Annotated in this window: 14 protein-coding genes and 5 tRNA genes; 4 read left to right on the plus strand and 15 right to left on the minus strand. The window is 39.0% G+C overall.

Annotated features, from left to right (window positions below):
* Nucleotides 1–14: 14 nt before the first annotated feature.
* Together PALI_RS02505 and PALI_RS02510 are read left to right on the plus strand one after the other, a co-directional pair.
* Nucleotides 15–593, plus strand: coding sequence for a sigma-70 family RNA polymerase sigma factor (locus PALI_RS02505; RefSeq protein WP_226894481.1), 579 nt, complete (start codon nucleotides 15–17; stop codon nucleotides 591–593).
* Nucleotides 580–1,191, plus strand: coding sequence for a hypothetical protein (locus PALI_RS02510; RefSeq protein WP_193154797.1), 612 nt, complete (start codon nucleotides 580–582; stop codon nucleotides 1,189–1,191). Before PALI_RS02505 ends, PALI_RS02510 begins: the two co-directional genes overlap by 14 nt.
* 118 nt (nucleotides 1,192–1,309) lie before the next feature.
* Here PALI_RS02510 and PALI_RS02515 read toward each other — a convergent pair whose 3' ends face one another.
* The 4 genes from PALI_RS02515 to PALI_RS02530 form a co-directional block, all read right to left on the minus strand.
* Nucleotides 1,310–2,323, minus strand: coding sequence for an RES family NAD+ phosphorylase (locus PALI_RS02515; protein ID WP_193154799.1), 1,014 nt, complete (start codon nucleotides 2,321–2,323; stop codon nucleotides 1,310–1,312).
* A 17-nt stretch (nucleotides 2,324–2,340) separates the two neighbouring features.
* The gene (locus tag PALI_RS02520) at nucleotides 2,341–3,273 is read right to left on the minus strand and encodes a sce7725 family protein (protein ID WP_193154801.1); all 933 of its coding nucleotides are present in this window, start codon (nucleotides 3,271–3,273) and stop codon (nucleotides 2,341–2,343) included.
* Nucleotides 3,274–3,300: 27 nt separating this feature from the next.
* The gene (locus PALI_RS02525; protein WP_193154802.1) at nucleotides 3,301–4,194 is read right to left on the minus strand and encodes a sce7726 family protein; all 894 of its coding nucleotides are present in this window, start codon (nucleotides 4,192–4,194) and stop codon (nucleotides 3,301–3,303) included.
* 455 nt (nucleotides 4,195–4,649) lie between these two features.
* Nucleotides 4,650–5,177, minus strand: coding sequence for a TrkA C-terminal domain-containing protein (locus PALI_RS02530; protein WP_319025369.1), 528 nt, complete (start codon nucleotides 5,175–5,177; stop codon nucleotides 4,650–4,652).
* A gap of 768 nt (nucleotides 5,178–5,945) precedes the next feature.
* Here PALI_RS02530 and PALI_RS02535 point away from each other — a divergent pair.
* Nucleotides 5,946–6,395, plus strand: a complete 450-nt coding sequence (locus tag PALI_RS02535) for a carboxymuconolactone decarboxylase family protein (RefSeq protein WP_193154803.1) — start codon at nucleotides 5,946–5,948, stop codon at nucleotides 6,393–6,395.
* Nucleotides 6,385–7,122: a helix-turn-helix domain-containing protein gene (locus PALI_RS02540; RefSeq protein ID WP_193154804.1), complete on the plus strand. Its 738-nt coding sequence runs from the start codon at nucleotides 6,385–6,387 to the stop codon at nucleotides 7,120–7,122. Before PALI_RS02535 ends, PALI_RS02540 begins: the two co-directional genes overlap by 11 nt.
* Before the next feature lie 118 nt (nucleotides 7,123–7,240).
* Here PALI_RS02540 and PALI_RS02545 read toward each other — a convergent pair whose 3' ends face one another.
* From PALI_RS02545 to PALI_RS02595, 11 genes are all read right to left on the minus strand, one after another.
* Nucleotides 7,241–7,948: a hypothetical protein gene (locus PALI_RS02545; protein ID WP_193154805.1), complete on the minus strand. Its 708-nt coding sequence runs from the start codon at nucleotides 7,946–7,948 to the stop codon at nucleotides 7,241–7,243.
* Between the two features lie 178 nt (nucleotides 7,949–8,126).
* Nucleotides 8,127–8,993: a hypothetical protein gene (locus PALI_RS02550; RefSeq protein WP_193154807.1), complete on the minus strand. Its 867-nt coding sequence runs from the start codon at nucleotides 8,991–8,993 to the stop codon at nucleotides 8,127–8,129.
* Between the two features lie 110 nt (nucleotides 8,994–9,103).
* On the minus strand, nucleotides 9,104–10,480 hold the full coding sequence (locus PALI_RS02555) for a Na+/H+ antiporter NhaC family protein (RefSeq protein ID WP_193154809.1): 1,377 nt from the start codon (nucleotides 10,478–10,480) through the stop codon (nucleotides 9,104–9,106).
* A 191-nt stretch (nucleotides 10,481–10,671) separates the two neighbouring features.
* Nucleotides 10,672–12,330, minus strand: a complete 1,659-nt coding sequence (gene pbp4b, locus PALI_RS02560) for a penicillin binding protein PBP4B (protein WP_193154810.1) — start codon at nucleotides 12,328–12,330, stop codon at nucleotides 10,672–10,674.
* A 9-nt stretch (nucleotides 12,331–12,339) separates the two neighbouring features.
* The gene (locus PALI_RS02565; RefSeq protein WP_193154812.1) at nucleotides 12,340–13,515 is read right to left on the minus strand and encodes an exo-beta-N-acetylmuramidase NamZ family protein; all 1,176 of its coding nucleotides are present in this window, start codon (nucleotides 13,513–13,515) and stop codon (nucleotides 12,340–12,342) included.
* 688 nt (nucleotides 13,516–14,203) lie between these two features.
* Nucleotides 14,204–14,280, minus strand: a tRNA-Arg gene (locus PALI_RS02570).
* Nucleotides 14,281–14,395: 115 nt separating this feature from the next.
* Nucleotides 14,396–14,472: transfer RNA gene (locus tag PALI_RS02575), tRNA-Arg, on the minus strand.
* Between the two features lie 51 nt (nucleotides 14,473–14,523).
* A tRNA-Arg gene (locus PALI_RS02580) sits at nucleotides 14,524–14,600 on the minus strand.
* A 179-nt stretch (nucleotides 14,601–14,779) separates the two neighbouring features.
* Nucleotides 14,780–14,856: transfer RNA gene (locus PALI_RS02585), tRNA-Arg, on the minus strand.
* Nucleotides 14,857–14,894: 38 nt separating this feature from the next.
* Nucleotides 14,895–14,987, minus strand: a tRNA-Ser gene (locus PALI_RS02590).
* A 119-nt stretch (nucleotides 14,988–15,106) separates the two neighbouring features.
* Nucleotides 15,107–15,298, minus strand: a complete 192-nt coding sequence (locus PALI_RS02595) for a hypothetical protein (RefSeq protein WP_138584985.1) — start codon at nucleotides 15,296–15,298, stop codon at nucleotides 15,107–15,109.
* Nucleotides 15,299–15,512: the final 214 nt, after the last annotated feature.

Below are 15,512 nucleotides of genomic sequence, written 5' to 3' on the forward strand. Positions count from 1 at the left end.
CGGACTAAACGCCTATGCTACTAAGTATTAAGTCATGGTTATTTGAAATGCCAAGCAAGGACTGCATGGCAAGTTACGCAAAAAGTGGCGACAATCGTTACTTAGAGCAGCTTATTGCCCTCTACAGTAACGACTTATACCACTACCTTGTTACGCAATCTAATACGCATTTAGCATACGACGTAAGCCAACAAACATGGCTAAAAGTAATCGAAAAACGCCACCTTTACCAAGCACAAACCACACCCAAAGCGTGGTTATTTAAACTTGCCCGCAACACACTCATTGACGAATACCGCAAGCAGCAGCGCTTTGTAGAACTTGACGAAAACACGCACTTACCAGCACAAAAGGATAAAAACGAAAGTGACTTAACTATAGACAGCTCAAACATAAATTACGAAGCGTTCGACGCTGCGCTAAAACAACTTAGCTTTGTACAGCGCGAAGCCATTACCTTACAACAAGAAGGCTTTAGCCTTGCCGACATAGAGCTTATAACGCAAAGCAACCATGAGAGCGTAAAAACGCGGCTGCGCTATGCCAAACAAAACCTTAAACGTTTATTAGGAGCAAACAATGAACAAGCCTGATGAGCAGTTTGACCAAAAGCTCACACAACACTACAAAGAGCGAAAAGCGCGCACTACACTTACAAGCGTTCAGCAAAAAGCGTTACTTAAAAAGGCCACGCACACAGAGCCTAAAAAGTTCGGCTTTACGCTACAGCTAACCAGCCTTGCCTGCGCACTGGGTGTGTTCGCATTTATTGTATTTGATAATAACGATGGCTTTAACCACGCGCCTAAAATCGTGCTTAACACCATAGACATTCACAACTATTCATTTATAAAAACACACGAAATAAATCAAACAGGTAGCTACGCAAGCTCTATAAACGAGCAAAAACACGCACTCGACAGCCAATTCGCTAACGATTTACGCCGCCATCAACAACGCCATATAGAGTACGGCACGCTCGTAAAGGTAAATAACGACTGGTACATAGCCAGCTGTAATGACGAGGTGCTCGTGCAAATTAAGCAGTCATTATTGAGTGATTTAAAGAGTAAGCACGCGGTCGAAAGTGGTCTAAATACGGGTGATATGCTCGCTATGGCGCATAACGGTAAAGGGCAGATTATTGCGCTTAAACATGCGGGTGCTGGGGTTAGGCAATGTGGGGCTTAGCATAAATACAATTAGGCTAGTGGTAATTATATAATTAAGTTCGCTACCTAAATAAAAGAAAAGTGAAGTTAAGATAATTCGTTTGTATTGCTAAAATTCTATTTATTATTTTCTAATGTTAAATAATAATTTTATCATGAGATATTTTTACGGAGGTAACTTTAACTTGGCCTATGCTTATACATTCTAGTTTTTGCTCATCAAAAATAGCATAGTTATCTCCATCACCAAGAGCACTTTCATAAGTCACTCCATCATAACCTTGGGATTTTATGAATTCGCATAAATATTGACTTGATAGATATTCTAATTGAGCCTTGGACTGTGAAACTGGTTTAGTCAGTTCTTCACCTAACATCTCTAGTAAATTTAACCCTTGGTAAATATTTTTTAAGCTAGCCTCAGAATATCTAAATGGCACGATGGTTTTTCTAGGGGATCTTAAATCTACCAACTTTAGCTCTTCCTTAGCTATAAAATTTGCGATTGTTATATATTCATTATTATGTGGTCTCACCTCTGAAACAGCAGTGTTTTCGGTGGAAGCAACGTATAAGTAAGAAATACCAAAGGGATTTGCTCTCCCATTACTAGCAAGTGTCTTAGGTGGAGCTCCCATTTCTTTGGGTGGAAATGACTCTTTAGATGTTTTTTGAATCCGAGCTCGATAGTAGTTTGAATTTTCAATAGGTACTTCTGCTGAAAGATAACTAATTAAAGAAGCCAATGCATCATGCTGTGGAAAAGTTGTAGGGAAGAAACGATTTACATGTTTAAGCTCTTCTTTAAAGGATATCCAATCAAATAACTCTGTCTGCTGAGCCACTGAAATATAATTTAACGCTAAATTTTCATCGCCATATTTAACTCCATGTAAAAGTTTACTTATTCTATCATCTGGCACCTCCCCAAATAATAACCAATCCTTTTTTAATAGAGAAATTAATAGTTCCCCGCTCTCATGAGGTTTATAAAGCTCAATTAAAGAGTTAAATAAATTATGTAAGTGCTCTATTCCTATTAGTGCAACATTCTTGCTTCCGCAAATCTGGCAATCACCATTTTTAGTAGACTTTACAGCTATGTCTTCACTAATAAATTCTGAGTTTAAACAACCGCCACAATATTCCATATGAACCTAATCCTTGGTTACTTTAAAAAATCAGCTATTGACTCTAAATGATGCTGCATAGACAGCTTTTTAACATATCCTAATCCTGGGTAATGCTGCCTTTGAGCTAGTTTAAGAAATTCTTGATGTGCTTTAGACGCAAATACTTTAGGGTCGGTATCATTAACTAGTTTTGTTAGCGCTTCCAAAAATTTACCACCAGGGTCTGCTGGAGAACTATTACTATCTGAAATGTAGTGCTTTATGAACATATCGTCTTCGTCATCTTCATCAAGATATGTTAAGTGTATAGCTACAGCGTATGCTGGCCCACCTGACTCAGAATATTCATCACCATTAATCAGAAAATCCCCGAATCCATCCATATTTTCATCTTCATACATGATATGAAGCTCAGAAAAATGTTCTTTAGCTGGGTAGTCTTTATTAGATTTTTGTTTATTGAACCCATCTTTAATTAAGATTCTTTTATCTTTAGTAAAAATCCTGCGATATCGCTTTTGCGCAAACTTCTCAATGAATATATGTGTGAACTGATTTTTGAAGTTTGATAAAAGTTTCTCTAACTCTCGACCATCAGTAAATCCATAATGGATTAGTGTAATATTGTTATCTGGATAATCCTTTATATACTTCTCTAAAGTATTAATATCAGTATCTTCATCACATATTAGTGCAACATTTAAATTTTCATAATCGAGAATCCCTTCTTCATTTAGACAATCAATTAATGCAGTGTTATCAAATGAGAAGTCACCATATATAGGATTAATTATTATAGAGAAGCTACAGAGCTCTGAGATTAGAACTCTAAATGATTTGAGCAGAGGGTTCAGATTACTTTTTACAGGTTCAATTATTGGTGAGATTTGTGATTTAGATATTAACTCTGCATTCTCTCTTAGTAGAATTAATTCATTTTGCTTGCCACGAAGATAAGGGTAATACATTGACATTCCTTATTTTTATTACCTTACTCACTGAAGTATGCCTCTAGACAATGCTAAAGACAAATTATTTATTTGTTTACTAGATAACTTACTACAGAGTGTCGAAACCTTTAAAGATTTTGGTGCATTAATAACTAACTCTTTTTTTTGTTTTGAAAAACTTCTATTTTTCAGTTCTTTCAATATGTACCCATGAACCACATCAATAGGTATATCCTGAAATAACTTTCTACACTCTTTATAGAGTAACGTATTGGGCACCGTAGGTATAAAACCATAATATTGATTGATTATGTTAATGTATTCACTTTGTCTCAATGCATCAAATTGAACGCTCTTACAAAGGTTTTCTAAATTAGATAATGGTTTCTTAATTATTTTAAAAGTATCTCTCGAAGTGAACTCAATTAGGCCTACTTTATGGGGAATTTTATCTAATAGTTTGGATACATGTTTTTTATCTGTCACCACACTAACAAACTCAGAAAAGCATTGGTAATCAGTCAGTTGCTGGTCTAGGCGTTCTAAAGAATCAAGTTCTGTTTTGATTTCATATATATGAGATGTTCCATTCAAAATCATCGCATCGGCTTTGCTTTTTGCAATTCGAAACTCAGATATCATAGACGCCGTATTTAACGAGTACTTCCCAAGTAAAATTTTATTTGCTATTGAGTTTTTATAAAGATATTCATTTCTATAAACCTTAGACAGCTTATTGTATGTACATTCAAATAGTTCACTTAAGCTCTTGTAACGCCCAACTTCAATATCAAGTTCTTTAATTATTAAATTAAGCGTTGGTGAGAAACCTTTGTTTGCTAATTCATTAAAAACTGAAGACGAGAAAATGCGTGCCAAAAGCGGCCCGGATTTTTTATCTGTCTTTGTAATTTTAAATAAATTTTCTTTTGAAGTCATAAAAGCAAATATAAAGTTATCTGGGTATATTTTACAACAGAAAATTGCATTTTTGCAGTTTATCTAACAAACCAGTCTAATAGCTGAAATAAAAGAAAAGTATAGATACCCAATAAAATAGGAAAACTAGCTTTTGCCTACTACTTAGTTAACTTAAACTCTAATCTCACTTCTAATCTAAAAATAAAAAATAACTTCGCCAGAGACACCAGGGACATGGACTTTACGTTCGCATCTGAAAGAAGATAGTAACGAGATGCACAGGCACATTAAGATAGCCCAAAAAGAGGCTAACGCCTGACGCGCCAGCAAGCTGTTCGCCTACAATAAACACTACATATAACTAGCTTTCGGTGTGCTCATTGCATAGGCGATCCGTTGGGTTTCGCGCCACTCAACCCAACCTACGTACGCTATAAACGTGAGCCTAGCGCTAAACAAATCATTGTTAATGATTACGGCTTTAAAAGTCGCTTTTCTGGATTGTTTAAGTACTTTAAGCCAATGGTAACTATGCGTGTATGCACCATTGTTATAACGCGTATTTGCACATTACCAATAACAACAATATCGCCTTTACTGACTTCTCCTGAAAGCTTTTGGTTGATCACTTCTTCCAAGCTTATCTCTTCTGGGGCGTCTATTTGCATGTGATAAGAGTAAAATATATCACCTACCAAGGTAACCCCTTTCACTTTAAGTTCGTTGTGCGCTAAGTGGCTATCTTGATGGTTTGTTTTATCGGTTGCTGTAAAAACTAAATCAACAAAAGGTCTGTTATCTGGTTTTAAAACAACAAATAAATGATCGTTTGGTTTTAACTTAGTTGATCCTCGTGGCGGTATGATTGACGGGCCTCGTGTGAACATAGCAACAACCACACTCTCAGGAAGTGCAGCATGTGACAAACTGCGCCCAGAAACCCGAGAAACGTCACTTAAAGTGTACTCTACAATTTCTATATCAAAAATGTGAAGGGTCAGCCCTTACATCTTGCTAAGATCAAAAGCTAATCTATCGTTTAACACCCTTCCCCCGTCATCACGCCCTGAAAATAAGTAATTGATGAGTAATATCGCGCATGGATGCGCGATGAGGCGAAGCTAGGCCATGGGTGAAAAGCGTAGCTTTGAACAAGAGGCCATGGATGGCCGAACTGGGGAGCGTACAAAGATGTGTAAGTTGGTCTATCTTCGCCGTTTATATTCACATCAATTTCGGTTTGAAGGATTAAGCGTGATGCTCGGGTGGCGCTGGGAGAGTCCTGATAGGGGCCAGCGACAGCCCCCTTTGGCTGCTGTCGCCAGCGCGAAAAACCTTGAATAAGGTTTTTTACACAGTTTGTAACACGTGCCAGAAAGCTCAGTATCTATAATGGTTAACCTGTCACAGGTGTTAAATCCTTCGTGGCTAAAGCCATCTCCTACTACCAATATTTAATCTCTGTGCAACGAAACGCCTCTGTGCCATCAGGGGTGAAATTCGCTTTTACTCCTCCTACAATTTAGACGACCCCTAGCGATTTTATCGTTGTACTCCAGCCACCCAAATGGTGATTTGTATCTTGGGATCAACGCCATAGGTATTTACCGTATAGAGCCAAAGGGTAAGCTTTAAAACCTAATACACTGGTCATTGCTATTACCAGAGCTTTTTACCATTCACTTATCAGCGAAAGTCGCTTTTTTACAATTATTTTTATTTACTCGTCACTAAACTAGATAGTTGTTATTTATCTATTAGGAACGATTATGCAAAGAGCTAATTACTATACAGTTGAACCCGAGTTAATGACCTACTTGATTAATCAAGAAGCACTGATCAAACAAAAAGTCGAAGCGAGCTTTGGATTAACAATTTGGGAGCTACTAAAACTAAGAGCATCACAGTTAAACCAATGTGCGTATTGCTTAGCAATGCATAGCAAACAAGCGCTGGAGTATGGCGAAAGTATTAACCGTATTATTGCCCTCAATGCGTGGCAAGACACGCCTCTTTATAACGAGAAAGAGCGTGCTGCATTAGCGCTTTGCGAAAAGTTAACCTTGTCACAAAACATTGATGATGACTTTTATCTTGTTCTTGCCGAGTTATTTGATCAACCAAGTTTAGTTACCCTCACTGTGGCAATCAATGCTATAAATAGCTGGAATCGCATGGTGAAAATGTTTAAACCGACTGTTGAGTTTAATGAACGATAAACTATTACTTGAGCTTTATAGTCCAACGGGCAATATCGCAAATTATGTACAAGCACTTTGGTTTGCTCGCGCCCAGTTTTCAGGTGAGAGCTGGCTACCCTGCGATGGTGCCCAAGGGGTGATATTTTTAATTTCTGGGCAGCTTAACTTAGCTGGCAAACCATTAAGCCTCCCCTATTTCATGCAAACCATATCAACTCAATCAGAAAAAGTGACATTTACTGCAGGCTCCATTTTTTGTGGGATTAGGTTTAAGCCCGCAGGGCTTGCTCACCTAAAAAAGGTTAATCATTCCCTTGTTGCCCCAACCACTTTAACGGGTATTGCACAAGCGCTTAATCAACATGCGAGTCTAGATTCATTTATTGATTTATTATCAGCACACTTCAATGTACCAGAAGTACATCATCATACTATTGAGCATACACAAACACTGATCCATAAAATAATCAATCTTACCCCACTTACTACTGCTTACGATGATAGCCCAAAAGGCAGAAGGCAATTAGAGCGTTACGTAAAAAATACCTGCGGCATTACCGCCAAACACTTAGCACGTATTTACAGAGTCAGACAGGCCAAAAAATTGATAAAAGAAAGCCCACAGCTAAGTTTGGCACAACTCGCTCTTGAATGCGGTTTTGCTGATCAATCCCATCTAAACAATGAATTCAATGTCATTTTGCAAATAACTCCCGCCAAATATAAAAAGTTAATTCATCAGTGAGTGCTGTGTTATTGCTGCTATAACAAACAAAAAGCCTGCAATAAGCAGGCTTTTGATTAGCATAAGCAATGACAAGATATACAAAATATTTAAAACTATTATTTATAATCCTAAATTTTTATGAAAGTCCATGCTCAATATCCCGAAAAGTCCATTGTCCGTTTGGATCTGCTATATCAATTAATTCACAGGCTCTTTTATTCCAAGCGGCTAACCATGAAATATAATTTGTTAGTTGGTGATAAGCGCGGTCTGGCGCATCAGGACGAATTCTTGACATTGAGAAACCTGAATACGTAGCACCACTTCCTACCCAACTAACAATTGATGACACAGCTCCACCGCCTGGAACTACAAAACCAGCAGTCGTTGTTACTAACCCTAATATAGTCGCTGTTTTTTCAACAGCATTACCCGTTTTCATTATGTCGCCGCTTATAACAGGATGTAATAAAGCTAATAAGTTAACTGCTTGTGGCTGATTAGAAGCAACTGCAACATCATTTGACGTTTTTGAAGTATTTGTAGGTGCACCTCTTCCTCGCATTGCAGGAAGTAAGCTATTAAAGGATTTTTGGCTACTATTACTTGTTGAAAATTTAACTGATTGTGTGCTTAAGCCACCGGCTTTAACTCTTTTTTCATCTCGTGGCGTTACAGTTGATTTATAAGTTCGTTGTAATCGACGATAAACAGCTGCACTACATTGTGTCATTTGTATTGCTAAAGCAGCTTGCTCCTTGAAGGCTTTACCAATCGCACGTTCAGAAAGTTGCGTTAGCTGTGTTTTTTTCTTTAGCGCATGTTGGCCGATAATAATATCCACAAAAATATCCCTATTTATTATTTAATTGCCAGAATTATATCATGCAATTCAACCGTATGAATATCTAAAAAATATAGATTTAAAGTGTGCTTAACCGACATGAAGCTAGTAAAAACGAAATTAAGCATTTTAGAAATTTTAAGAAGCACATATGATTTAGTAAACAATTAGAAGCTGGTTATTGGCTTATTTGCGGCTTAATGCCACTCAAGTCTAACTGAATAGTCATTTCTACATTTTCAGGTTCTACCGCAACATCACTTAGACCAGTTTTAGTAAAATAATCTTCGAAGTCCTGCTGGTATTCAGGAAAAACCTGCGTATACGCAGTAATAAACAAACTCAGCTTTTTAGCTATTATTGGGTAGGTTGCGGCAAGTTCCCGCAATTTTTCAGGTTCAACAAAGGTAAATTCAGCATAAATATTAAAGTCGTTCTCAGCATTAGTTTTACCATATCTAGATAAAAATCCATTTTCATAATCAGGCCCTATATTTTTATTTTGCGTTAAAGCCTCATAATTCGAGGATACAGGCTCCCACTCTTTTGGCAGCAAAGCTTGCCATGCAAATATAACGAAAGGTGAACGTATATAAATTAATGAGCTTAATTCATGGTGAACCCCTTTCAATGAGTTTTCGAAGTTAAAGTTCGTGCCATTTTGATCTGAGATACTTACTAATATTATGGAGTTGCTTGAGTATGTTCCACCCGCTTCAGCTCCTTCCATAAGCATAGGACCAGAGAGATAAATAGCGTCAATTACTTCAGTAACAAACCCTTGAGGGTATGTCGTTAATGCGGCCTCAATACCATCAAGTGACTCAGAAGAATCTGCAAGCGTAGTCATTTCCATTTCAAGAATTGGGGGCTCTCCATCACTGACTGCAAATTGTTCTGGGAAAAATAAACGAGTATCACCAGTTTTAATATCGAGCTGGTATGTTTTTGCTAATCTATTAGCTTGTTCTGTTTCACTTTCTGAGTAAGAGCATGCGTTCAAAAAAAATAAAAAACTAAACAGGACAAAAACTTTATTTTTCATTTAAACAATCCTTGTTTTATGCCCTAAAAAAGCCTGCATAGTTGCAGGCTTTGAGGCATTTTATAAATAATTAAAACTCAGTACTTACAACTCACTTTTATAAGACGTTTTTATAACACAAGTATGCTTGTGACTAAGTACGCTAAAAACGTAAGACCACCACCAAATAAGGCATACGGTAGCTGCGTTTTAACGTGGGTAAGTAAGTCACACCCTGATGCAATAGCCGATACAGCGCTGGTGTCGGATATAGGCGAGCAATGATCGCCAAATATACCACCACCCAAAATAGCACCTACCACAAGCGATGGCGGTAAACCTAGCGCTTGAATAAGTGGCACACCAATTGGGATTAATATGGCAAACGTGCCCCACGATGTACCCGTAGTAAACGACATTACCGCGCCGGTCAAAAACAGCACCGGTACGATTAAGTAAATAGGTAAGTAGTCGCCAACCAGTGACGCTACAAATACGCCGGTGCCAAGCTCTTTTAAGCTTGCGCCAAGTGTAAGCGAAAGCAGTACAATGGCGACCAGTGGCATTAATTCGCCCATGCCTTTAAAACCGGTATCAACTAATTGATGGTGCGTAAATTTACGAGAACCAATCATTAAAAAGTAAGCGACAACAATGGCTAAAACCGTTGCATATAATACTGATTTAGAACCGCTGCCCTCGGCTAGTACACCATTACCGGTGTAGTACATAAAGCCAACCATGCTGGTAATAAGCGTAATAAGCGGGATTAACATGTAACGCGCTTTAGAGCCTTTTACTTCTTCTTTTAAGTCAGTTGTTTGAAGCTCTAGTTTTTCTTCGGCTTCTTTCATTGGGCCATGCACTTTATCAAACGCGATGGTATAAAAAACAATGGCAAGGGTAATTATGGCGTAAAAGTTATACCCTACGCTGCCCCATAACACCGATACCGCCGACTCACCTAGCTCGTAGTTACCTAACAAACCAAGTACAAATGCACCCCAGCCGTTAAGCAGTATTAAAATACACACTGGCGCACTGGTGCTGTCAATAATGTACGCTAGACGCGCTCGGCTCATTTTAAATTTGTCGAATAAGCCACGCGATAAAATACCCGAGGTAAGTACGCTCAGGTTCGATTCTATAAACACCGCAATGCCGGTAAACATGGTTAAAAAGCCCACTTGGCGCTTACTTTTTGCAATGCCTTTGTTCATTAGCATATTAACGGTTGCTGCAACGCCGCCAGATTCGCGAATGTAGGCAAGCAGTGCACCAATTAAAATACTAAATATTAATATGCGTGTATTACCTGGCGAGCTGGCAACCGAAATAATACGTTCAATGGTATTTAAAAAAGTGTCAAACACGCTATTACCTTCGCCCTGAAAGGCGAGTAGAAACTCAGAAGAAGCAACGGCAACAAGTAGCGCCATAATCACTTCTTTTCGCCAAAACACGATAGCAATCGCAATTAGCGGCGGTAAAATAGAATACCAATGCATAAAAAGTTAACCTTTATTATTAGCGAGTAAACCTCGCTTTGTACGCGTTTTAACGCTTATTTGTTAAGCCTAACAACATAAACTGGCTTAGTTTTATAGACCGCTTAGCTTAATGGATTGGCTTACTCAAGTCACCTGTAAATAAATCACTTAAGGTGGCACAGTTAGTACGTTTTAACCTATACGATAGCTTATTGATTTAGTAGCGCTTCATAAATAAGCGACACCACCGATCCGTACTGTGCGGTTTCAAATTGTTTGCCTGTAAATTCGTAACGTTTTTGCGAGCCTTTAATGGCACTATGACGAGCATTAGTAAGTAAAACAATAGCTAAATCGTAAGCGGGGTCGATTACGGTTACCGTCCCCGTCCAACCTGTGTGCCCATAAGCTTGTGCGCTTGCATAAGGGCCAAAGTGCCAACGCCTTGCTTGATTATTACCGGCAAGCCTAAAGCCAAGTCCGTAGGTTTCATCGCTTTCTTGCGGCGTTAAAAATTGCGCTAAGGCACTTGCACTAAATAATTGCTGATCGCCGTAGCCGCCGCTATTTAATAATAGCTGGCAAAGCACAGCTAAGTCTTGGGCGTTACTAAATAGCCCCGCATGCCCTGCTACGCCATCAAGTGAGTAGTAAGCGCGCTCATCATGCACTTGTCCTTGTAAAACACTGGTGCGAACATTATCAAACTTAATGCGCCCGTCTCGTGTGTTGCCGCTAAGCTCAGTGGCTGCAAATTGCTGCGGCTTAAAGCCTTTTTTAAGAGGATTAAATAACGTGTTAGTTAATTTTAGTGGCGCATACACTTGCTGCTCTAGGTATTTATCAAGGGGCTGCCCAGTAATACGCTCAATTAGTACACCTAAAATCATGTAATCAATATCTGAATAAATAGGCTGCCCAGATGATTTACTACTAAAAGGCACGCTGGTAAGTAATAGCTGTTTGGTCGTTTTACTATTTTGCGAATAAAACGCATCGCCGTAACTGCCATCTTTGCGATGGAAGTCAAATACTGGCGGGTATCCGGCGCTGTGAGTGAGTAACTCTTTTACTGTACGTTGTACTCGCCCTCCGCCTTTATATTCGCTTAGGTAGCTTTGCACGGGTTTATTAATATTTAATAGCCCTTCGCTTACTAATTTCATAAGTGCAAAGTTGGTGGCAAATATTTTGGTGTTTGAGGCCAAATCAAACAAGGTATTAGTTTGCATTGGCTCTGGGCGAAGTAGCATTAAGTCACTTTGCTGATATTGTTTTGCATCGCCATAGGCGGTTAACTTTATTAGCTCTCCATTTTTAACAACAGCCAACACAGCCCCAGGAAAACCCGCTTTTACATCGCGTTCAATTAATGTGTCTACTTCAGTAAAATCTACGAGCTTTTTTGGTTCATCGCTTAAAGTAGGAAATGCAAAACGCAGTGTTAAGCTTGCGCCAGCAGGGAGAATATTTTCAACTTTAAAGGTATTAACACCGTTGTGAGTATTTTTTGCCAAACTGTAATTATATAAGGTGTTGGCGCTCAGTTGGTTAACGTCGAGCTTTTGATTATTAATGTAAATATCGGCGCTTTGTGCGTTATGGTTTTGTATTAATAATTGCCCGCGCCCTTTGTAAGCTTTAAACGTTCCTCGGTTATTTACATAAAACCGGCTACTTGGATTTACCTCAGGAAACGTTACAACCACTTGTGCATTAGGCAGCTCTACAAGTTGGCTTTTTGTAAGTGGTAGCACCGAGCTAATAGGCTCAGATGGTGTACTACAACCCACAACAATAAAGCTTAACGCCGCTATAAATGCTTTTTTTATATAACTACACCTTTGATTTTTAAAAGCAGTAAACATGCTTAGCCCTTATTTATATAGCAAGTAAGGCGCTCTTTGCGCTTTAAATTGCACAAGCCCCGCCTGCCAACTTTGTTTTACTTGCGCTTCTGATTGCCCTGCTTCAATAGCTAAGCGTAGTTTATTAGTACCCGCTAGTTTATCCATAAAGTCAGCGCGTTCAAAAAACGAGATGTTGTTTTTAGAAAGCTCCGTGTACGCATTTATTAAGTAAGTTAAATTTAAACCTGTGATGTTTGTTTGTCTTAAATCGAGCCCTTGTACGGTTTTGTTTTTAAATTTAGGGTTTAAAGCAGCGCCTTTAATTGCGCGCGGTGTAAAACTAAAATCACCTAATGCAACTGGCGAATAGCCAATTACTTGAAACGCAAAGTCGGTGCCTCTACCAATGCTGATAGGTGTTGCTTCAAAAAAACAAAGTGACGGGTAAAGCGCAATGGCTTGATCGTTAGGCAAATTAGGGCTGGGTTTTACAGGCAAACTGTAAATACTTTTGCGAGTGTAATGATCAACAGGGATCACAGTTAATTTTAAATCAGGTGCTTTATTGATCCAACCCTCACCTTTGATCATGTTGGCAAGCTCGCCAACCGTCATGCCGTGTAACACAGGAATGGGGTGCATACCTACAAACGATTTAAATTCTGGCTCTAATATTGGCCCATCAACGTAGGCAATATTTGGATTGGGTCTGTCGAGTACTAAAAATTCTATCCCCTGCTCTGCAGCGGCTTCCATCATGTAGTGCATAGAGCTTATGTAGGTATAAAAACGTACGCCTACATCTTGAATATCAAAAATAATGACATCAACATCGGCTAAAGCAGTTCGGCTTGGTTTTTTATTTTTACCATAAATAGAAATAAGCGAAATACCGGTTTTGCTATCAACGGCATTTTTTACATGGGCGCCCGCATCGTGATCGCCGCGAAAGCCATGCTCAGGTGCAAAAATTTTAGTTATGTTTATGTTTTTCGTCAGCAGAGCATCGACTAAGTGAGTTTGCCCTACCGTTGATGTTTGATTAACTACGAGCCCTACGCGTTTATTTTTTAACTGCGGTAAATATTTAGCATATTGCTGCGCACCTACCACAAGAGAGTTATTAGCTTCGTTGGCTTGTGCGCTGGAAATAAGAGTAGCGCTAAAAATAAAAAATAACGTAATAAATAGGGTTTTAAACATACTGCAATATCCTTTTAAACAAGGCGTTTAAAATAACATAGGTAATAATAAAGAGCAGCTTTAGAAAGGGTTAAGCGGGCTTGATTAGATACAGTAATTAGAAGCTGGCGCTTCTCACGCGAGCAAGCTCTGCGTCTACAGAGGATAAATAAGCTCGGAGTTTTAATTTAAAGATTAGAACTGTCTTTGCTTGTAGGCGTGCAGCTTGCTGACGCGACGAGCGAAGCTCGTAAATAAAGTATCAGTTATATCGGTGGTAAGCGCTTCTCACGCGAACAAGTTCTGCGTCTACAACGGATAAATAAGCTCGGAGTTTTAGTTTAAAAGATTGGGCTGGTTTTGCTTGTAGGCGTGCAGCTTGCTGACGCGACGAGCGAAGCTCGTAAATAAAGTATCAGTTATATCGGTGGTAAGTAATTAGAAGCTACCGCTTCTCACGCGAGCAAGCTCAGCGTCTACAACGGATAAATAAACTCGGAGTTTGGATTTAAAGATTAGAGCTGTCTTTACTTGTAGGCGTGCAGCTTGCTGACGCGACGAGCAAAGCTCGTAAATAAAGTATCAGTGGTAAGTGATTAGAAGCTTACGCTTCTCACGCGAGCAAGCTCAGCGTCTACAGGTGGCTCTTTGTTATTTCACTTTATTTTAGGCACAAAAAAACCGACTTAATGTCGGTTTATTATGAAAGTGGTGGGCGCAGGAGGATTCGAACCTCCGACCGCTCGGTTCGTAGCCGAGTACTCTATCCAGCTGAGCTATGCACCCACTTTCATAGATTGCTTATTTAAACTCTAAGCAGAGCGTATAAATTCAGACATAAAAAAACCGATTTCCATCGGTTTATTTTTCTTACACTTAAAAGTGTACGAAAACATGAAAGTGGTGGGCGCAGGAGGATTCGAACCTCCGACCGCTCGGTTCGTAGCCGAGTACTCTATCCAGCTGAGCTATGCACCCGCTTTCATTTTTACTATTACTTGTTTTTACTCTAAGTGAGAGTCTATAAAGTGGTGGGCGCAGGAGGATTCGAACCTCCGACCGCTCGGTTCGTAGCCGAGTACTCTATCCAGCTGAGCTATGCACCCACTTTATAGTTTACTTATTTAAACTCTAAGTAGAGTTTTTGCTTATTTAGACTCTAAGCAGAGTTATTAAAGCATGGTGGGCGCAGGACGTATCTTGTAAGAATGAACCTCCGACCGCTTGGTTATAAAGCCAAACACTTTAATTGCTTATTTAAACTCTAAGCAGAGTTATTAAAGTATGGTGGGCGCAGGAGGATTCGAACCTCCGACCGCTCGGTTCGTAGCCGAGTACTCTATCCAGCTGAGCTATGCACCCATACTTTAAAAATTTACAAAACACGCCATTAAAAGAAATGGTGGAGAGGGAGGGATTCGAACCCTCGATAGAGCTACAAACTCTATACTCCCTTAGCAGGGGAGCTCCTTCGGCCACTCGGACACCTCTCCGTCTTGTGGGGCGTATAATAAAGATTTAAGAAAATATGTCAAACACTTTTCTACCAAAAGTGGTTATATGGTTATAGATCACACATATGATTGGTTTTAAAGTGTAATTAGTTTGATTATTAAACTAACTTTGAGTCTTTGCTAACAGCCGTAATACCCTGCGCTGGTACTAAATCGTCAGTTAAGCTTGCTAAATACTGCTCTTGATACCCCAATTGCTGAAATTCAGCGATACACGCTCTGTAGTAAGCTTGTCGTTCTTGCTCAGTTGTACAAGGCTCTAGTGGCTCTTCAACTCGTTTATTTTTCATTTTATTATTTTATAAGTCCATTTAAGTATTTGTATTTAAAGCATCGATTACAGACTGCCTAAAATTTAGCCACATTGTAGCTAAGAATTTTACATAAATACAACATAAGGTTAAAAAAAGTCATATCAAAAAGTTATATCACTGCCGTTTTTGATACTAAAAACTGCAATAACAATAAATTAATAAAGCTGAATTTCGTATTAACCAACCCTAA

The sequence above is a fragment of the Pseudoalteromonas aliena SW19 genome (assembly GCF_014905615.1).
Taxonomy (GTDB): domain Bacteria; phylum Pseudomonadota; class Gammaproteobacteria; order Enterobacterales; family Alteromonadaceae; genus Pseudoalteromonas; species Pseudoalteromonas aliena.

Excerpts from the sequence above, each read along its gene's own strand:
- PALI_RS02515 (WP_193154799.1), bottom strand. The coding sequence starts at position 2,323 with ATGGAATATTGTGGCGGTTGTTTAAACTCAGAATTTATTAGTGAAGAC.
- PALI_RS02550 (WP_193154807.1), bottom strand. The coding sequence starts at position 8,993 with ATGAAAAATAAAGTTTTTGTCCTGTTTAGTTTTTTATTTTTTTTGAAC.
- PALI_RS02540 (WP_193154804.1), top strand. The coding sequence starts at position 6,385 with ATGAACGATAAACTATTACTTGAGCTTTATAGTCCAACGGGCAATATC.
- PALI_RS02520 (WP_193154801.1), bottom strand. The coding sequence starts at position 3,273 with ATGTATTACCCTTATCTTCGTGGCAAGCAAAATGAATTAATTCTACTA.
- PALI_RS02565 (WP_193154812.1), bottom strand. The coding sequence starts at position 13,515 with ATGTTTAAAACCCTATTTATTACGTTATTTTTTATTTTTAGCGCTACT.
- PALI_RS02525 (WP_193154802.1), bottom strand. The coding sequence starts at position 4,194 with ATGACTTCAAAAGAAAATTTATTTAAAATTACAAAGACAGATAAAAAA.
- PALI_RS02535 (WP_193154803.1), top strand. The coding sequence starts at position 5,946 with ATGCAAAGAGCTAATTACTATACAGTTGAACCCGAGTTAATGACCTAC.
- PALI_RS02555 (WP_193154809.1), bottom strand. The coding sequence starts at position 10,480 with ATGCATTGGTATTCTATTTTACCGCCGCTAATTGCGATTGCTATCGTG.
- PALI_RS02510 (WP_193154797.1), top strand. The coding sequence starts at position 580 with ATGAACAAGCCTGATGAGCAGTTTGACCAAAAGCTCACACAACACTAC.
- PALI_RS02595 (WP_138584985.1), bottom strand. The coding sequence starts at position 15,298 with ATGAAAAATAAACGAGTTGAAGAGCCACTAGAGCCTTGTACAACTGAG.
- PALI_RS02505 (WP_226894481.1), top strand. The coding sequence starts at position 15 with ATGCTACTAAGTATTAAGTCATGGTTATTTGAAATGCCAAGCAAGGAC.
- pbp4b (WP_193154810.1), bottom strand. The coding sequence starts at position 12,330 with ATGTTTACTGCTTTTAAAAATCAAAGGTGTAGTTATATAAAAAAAGCA.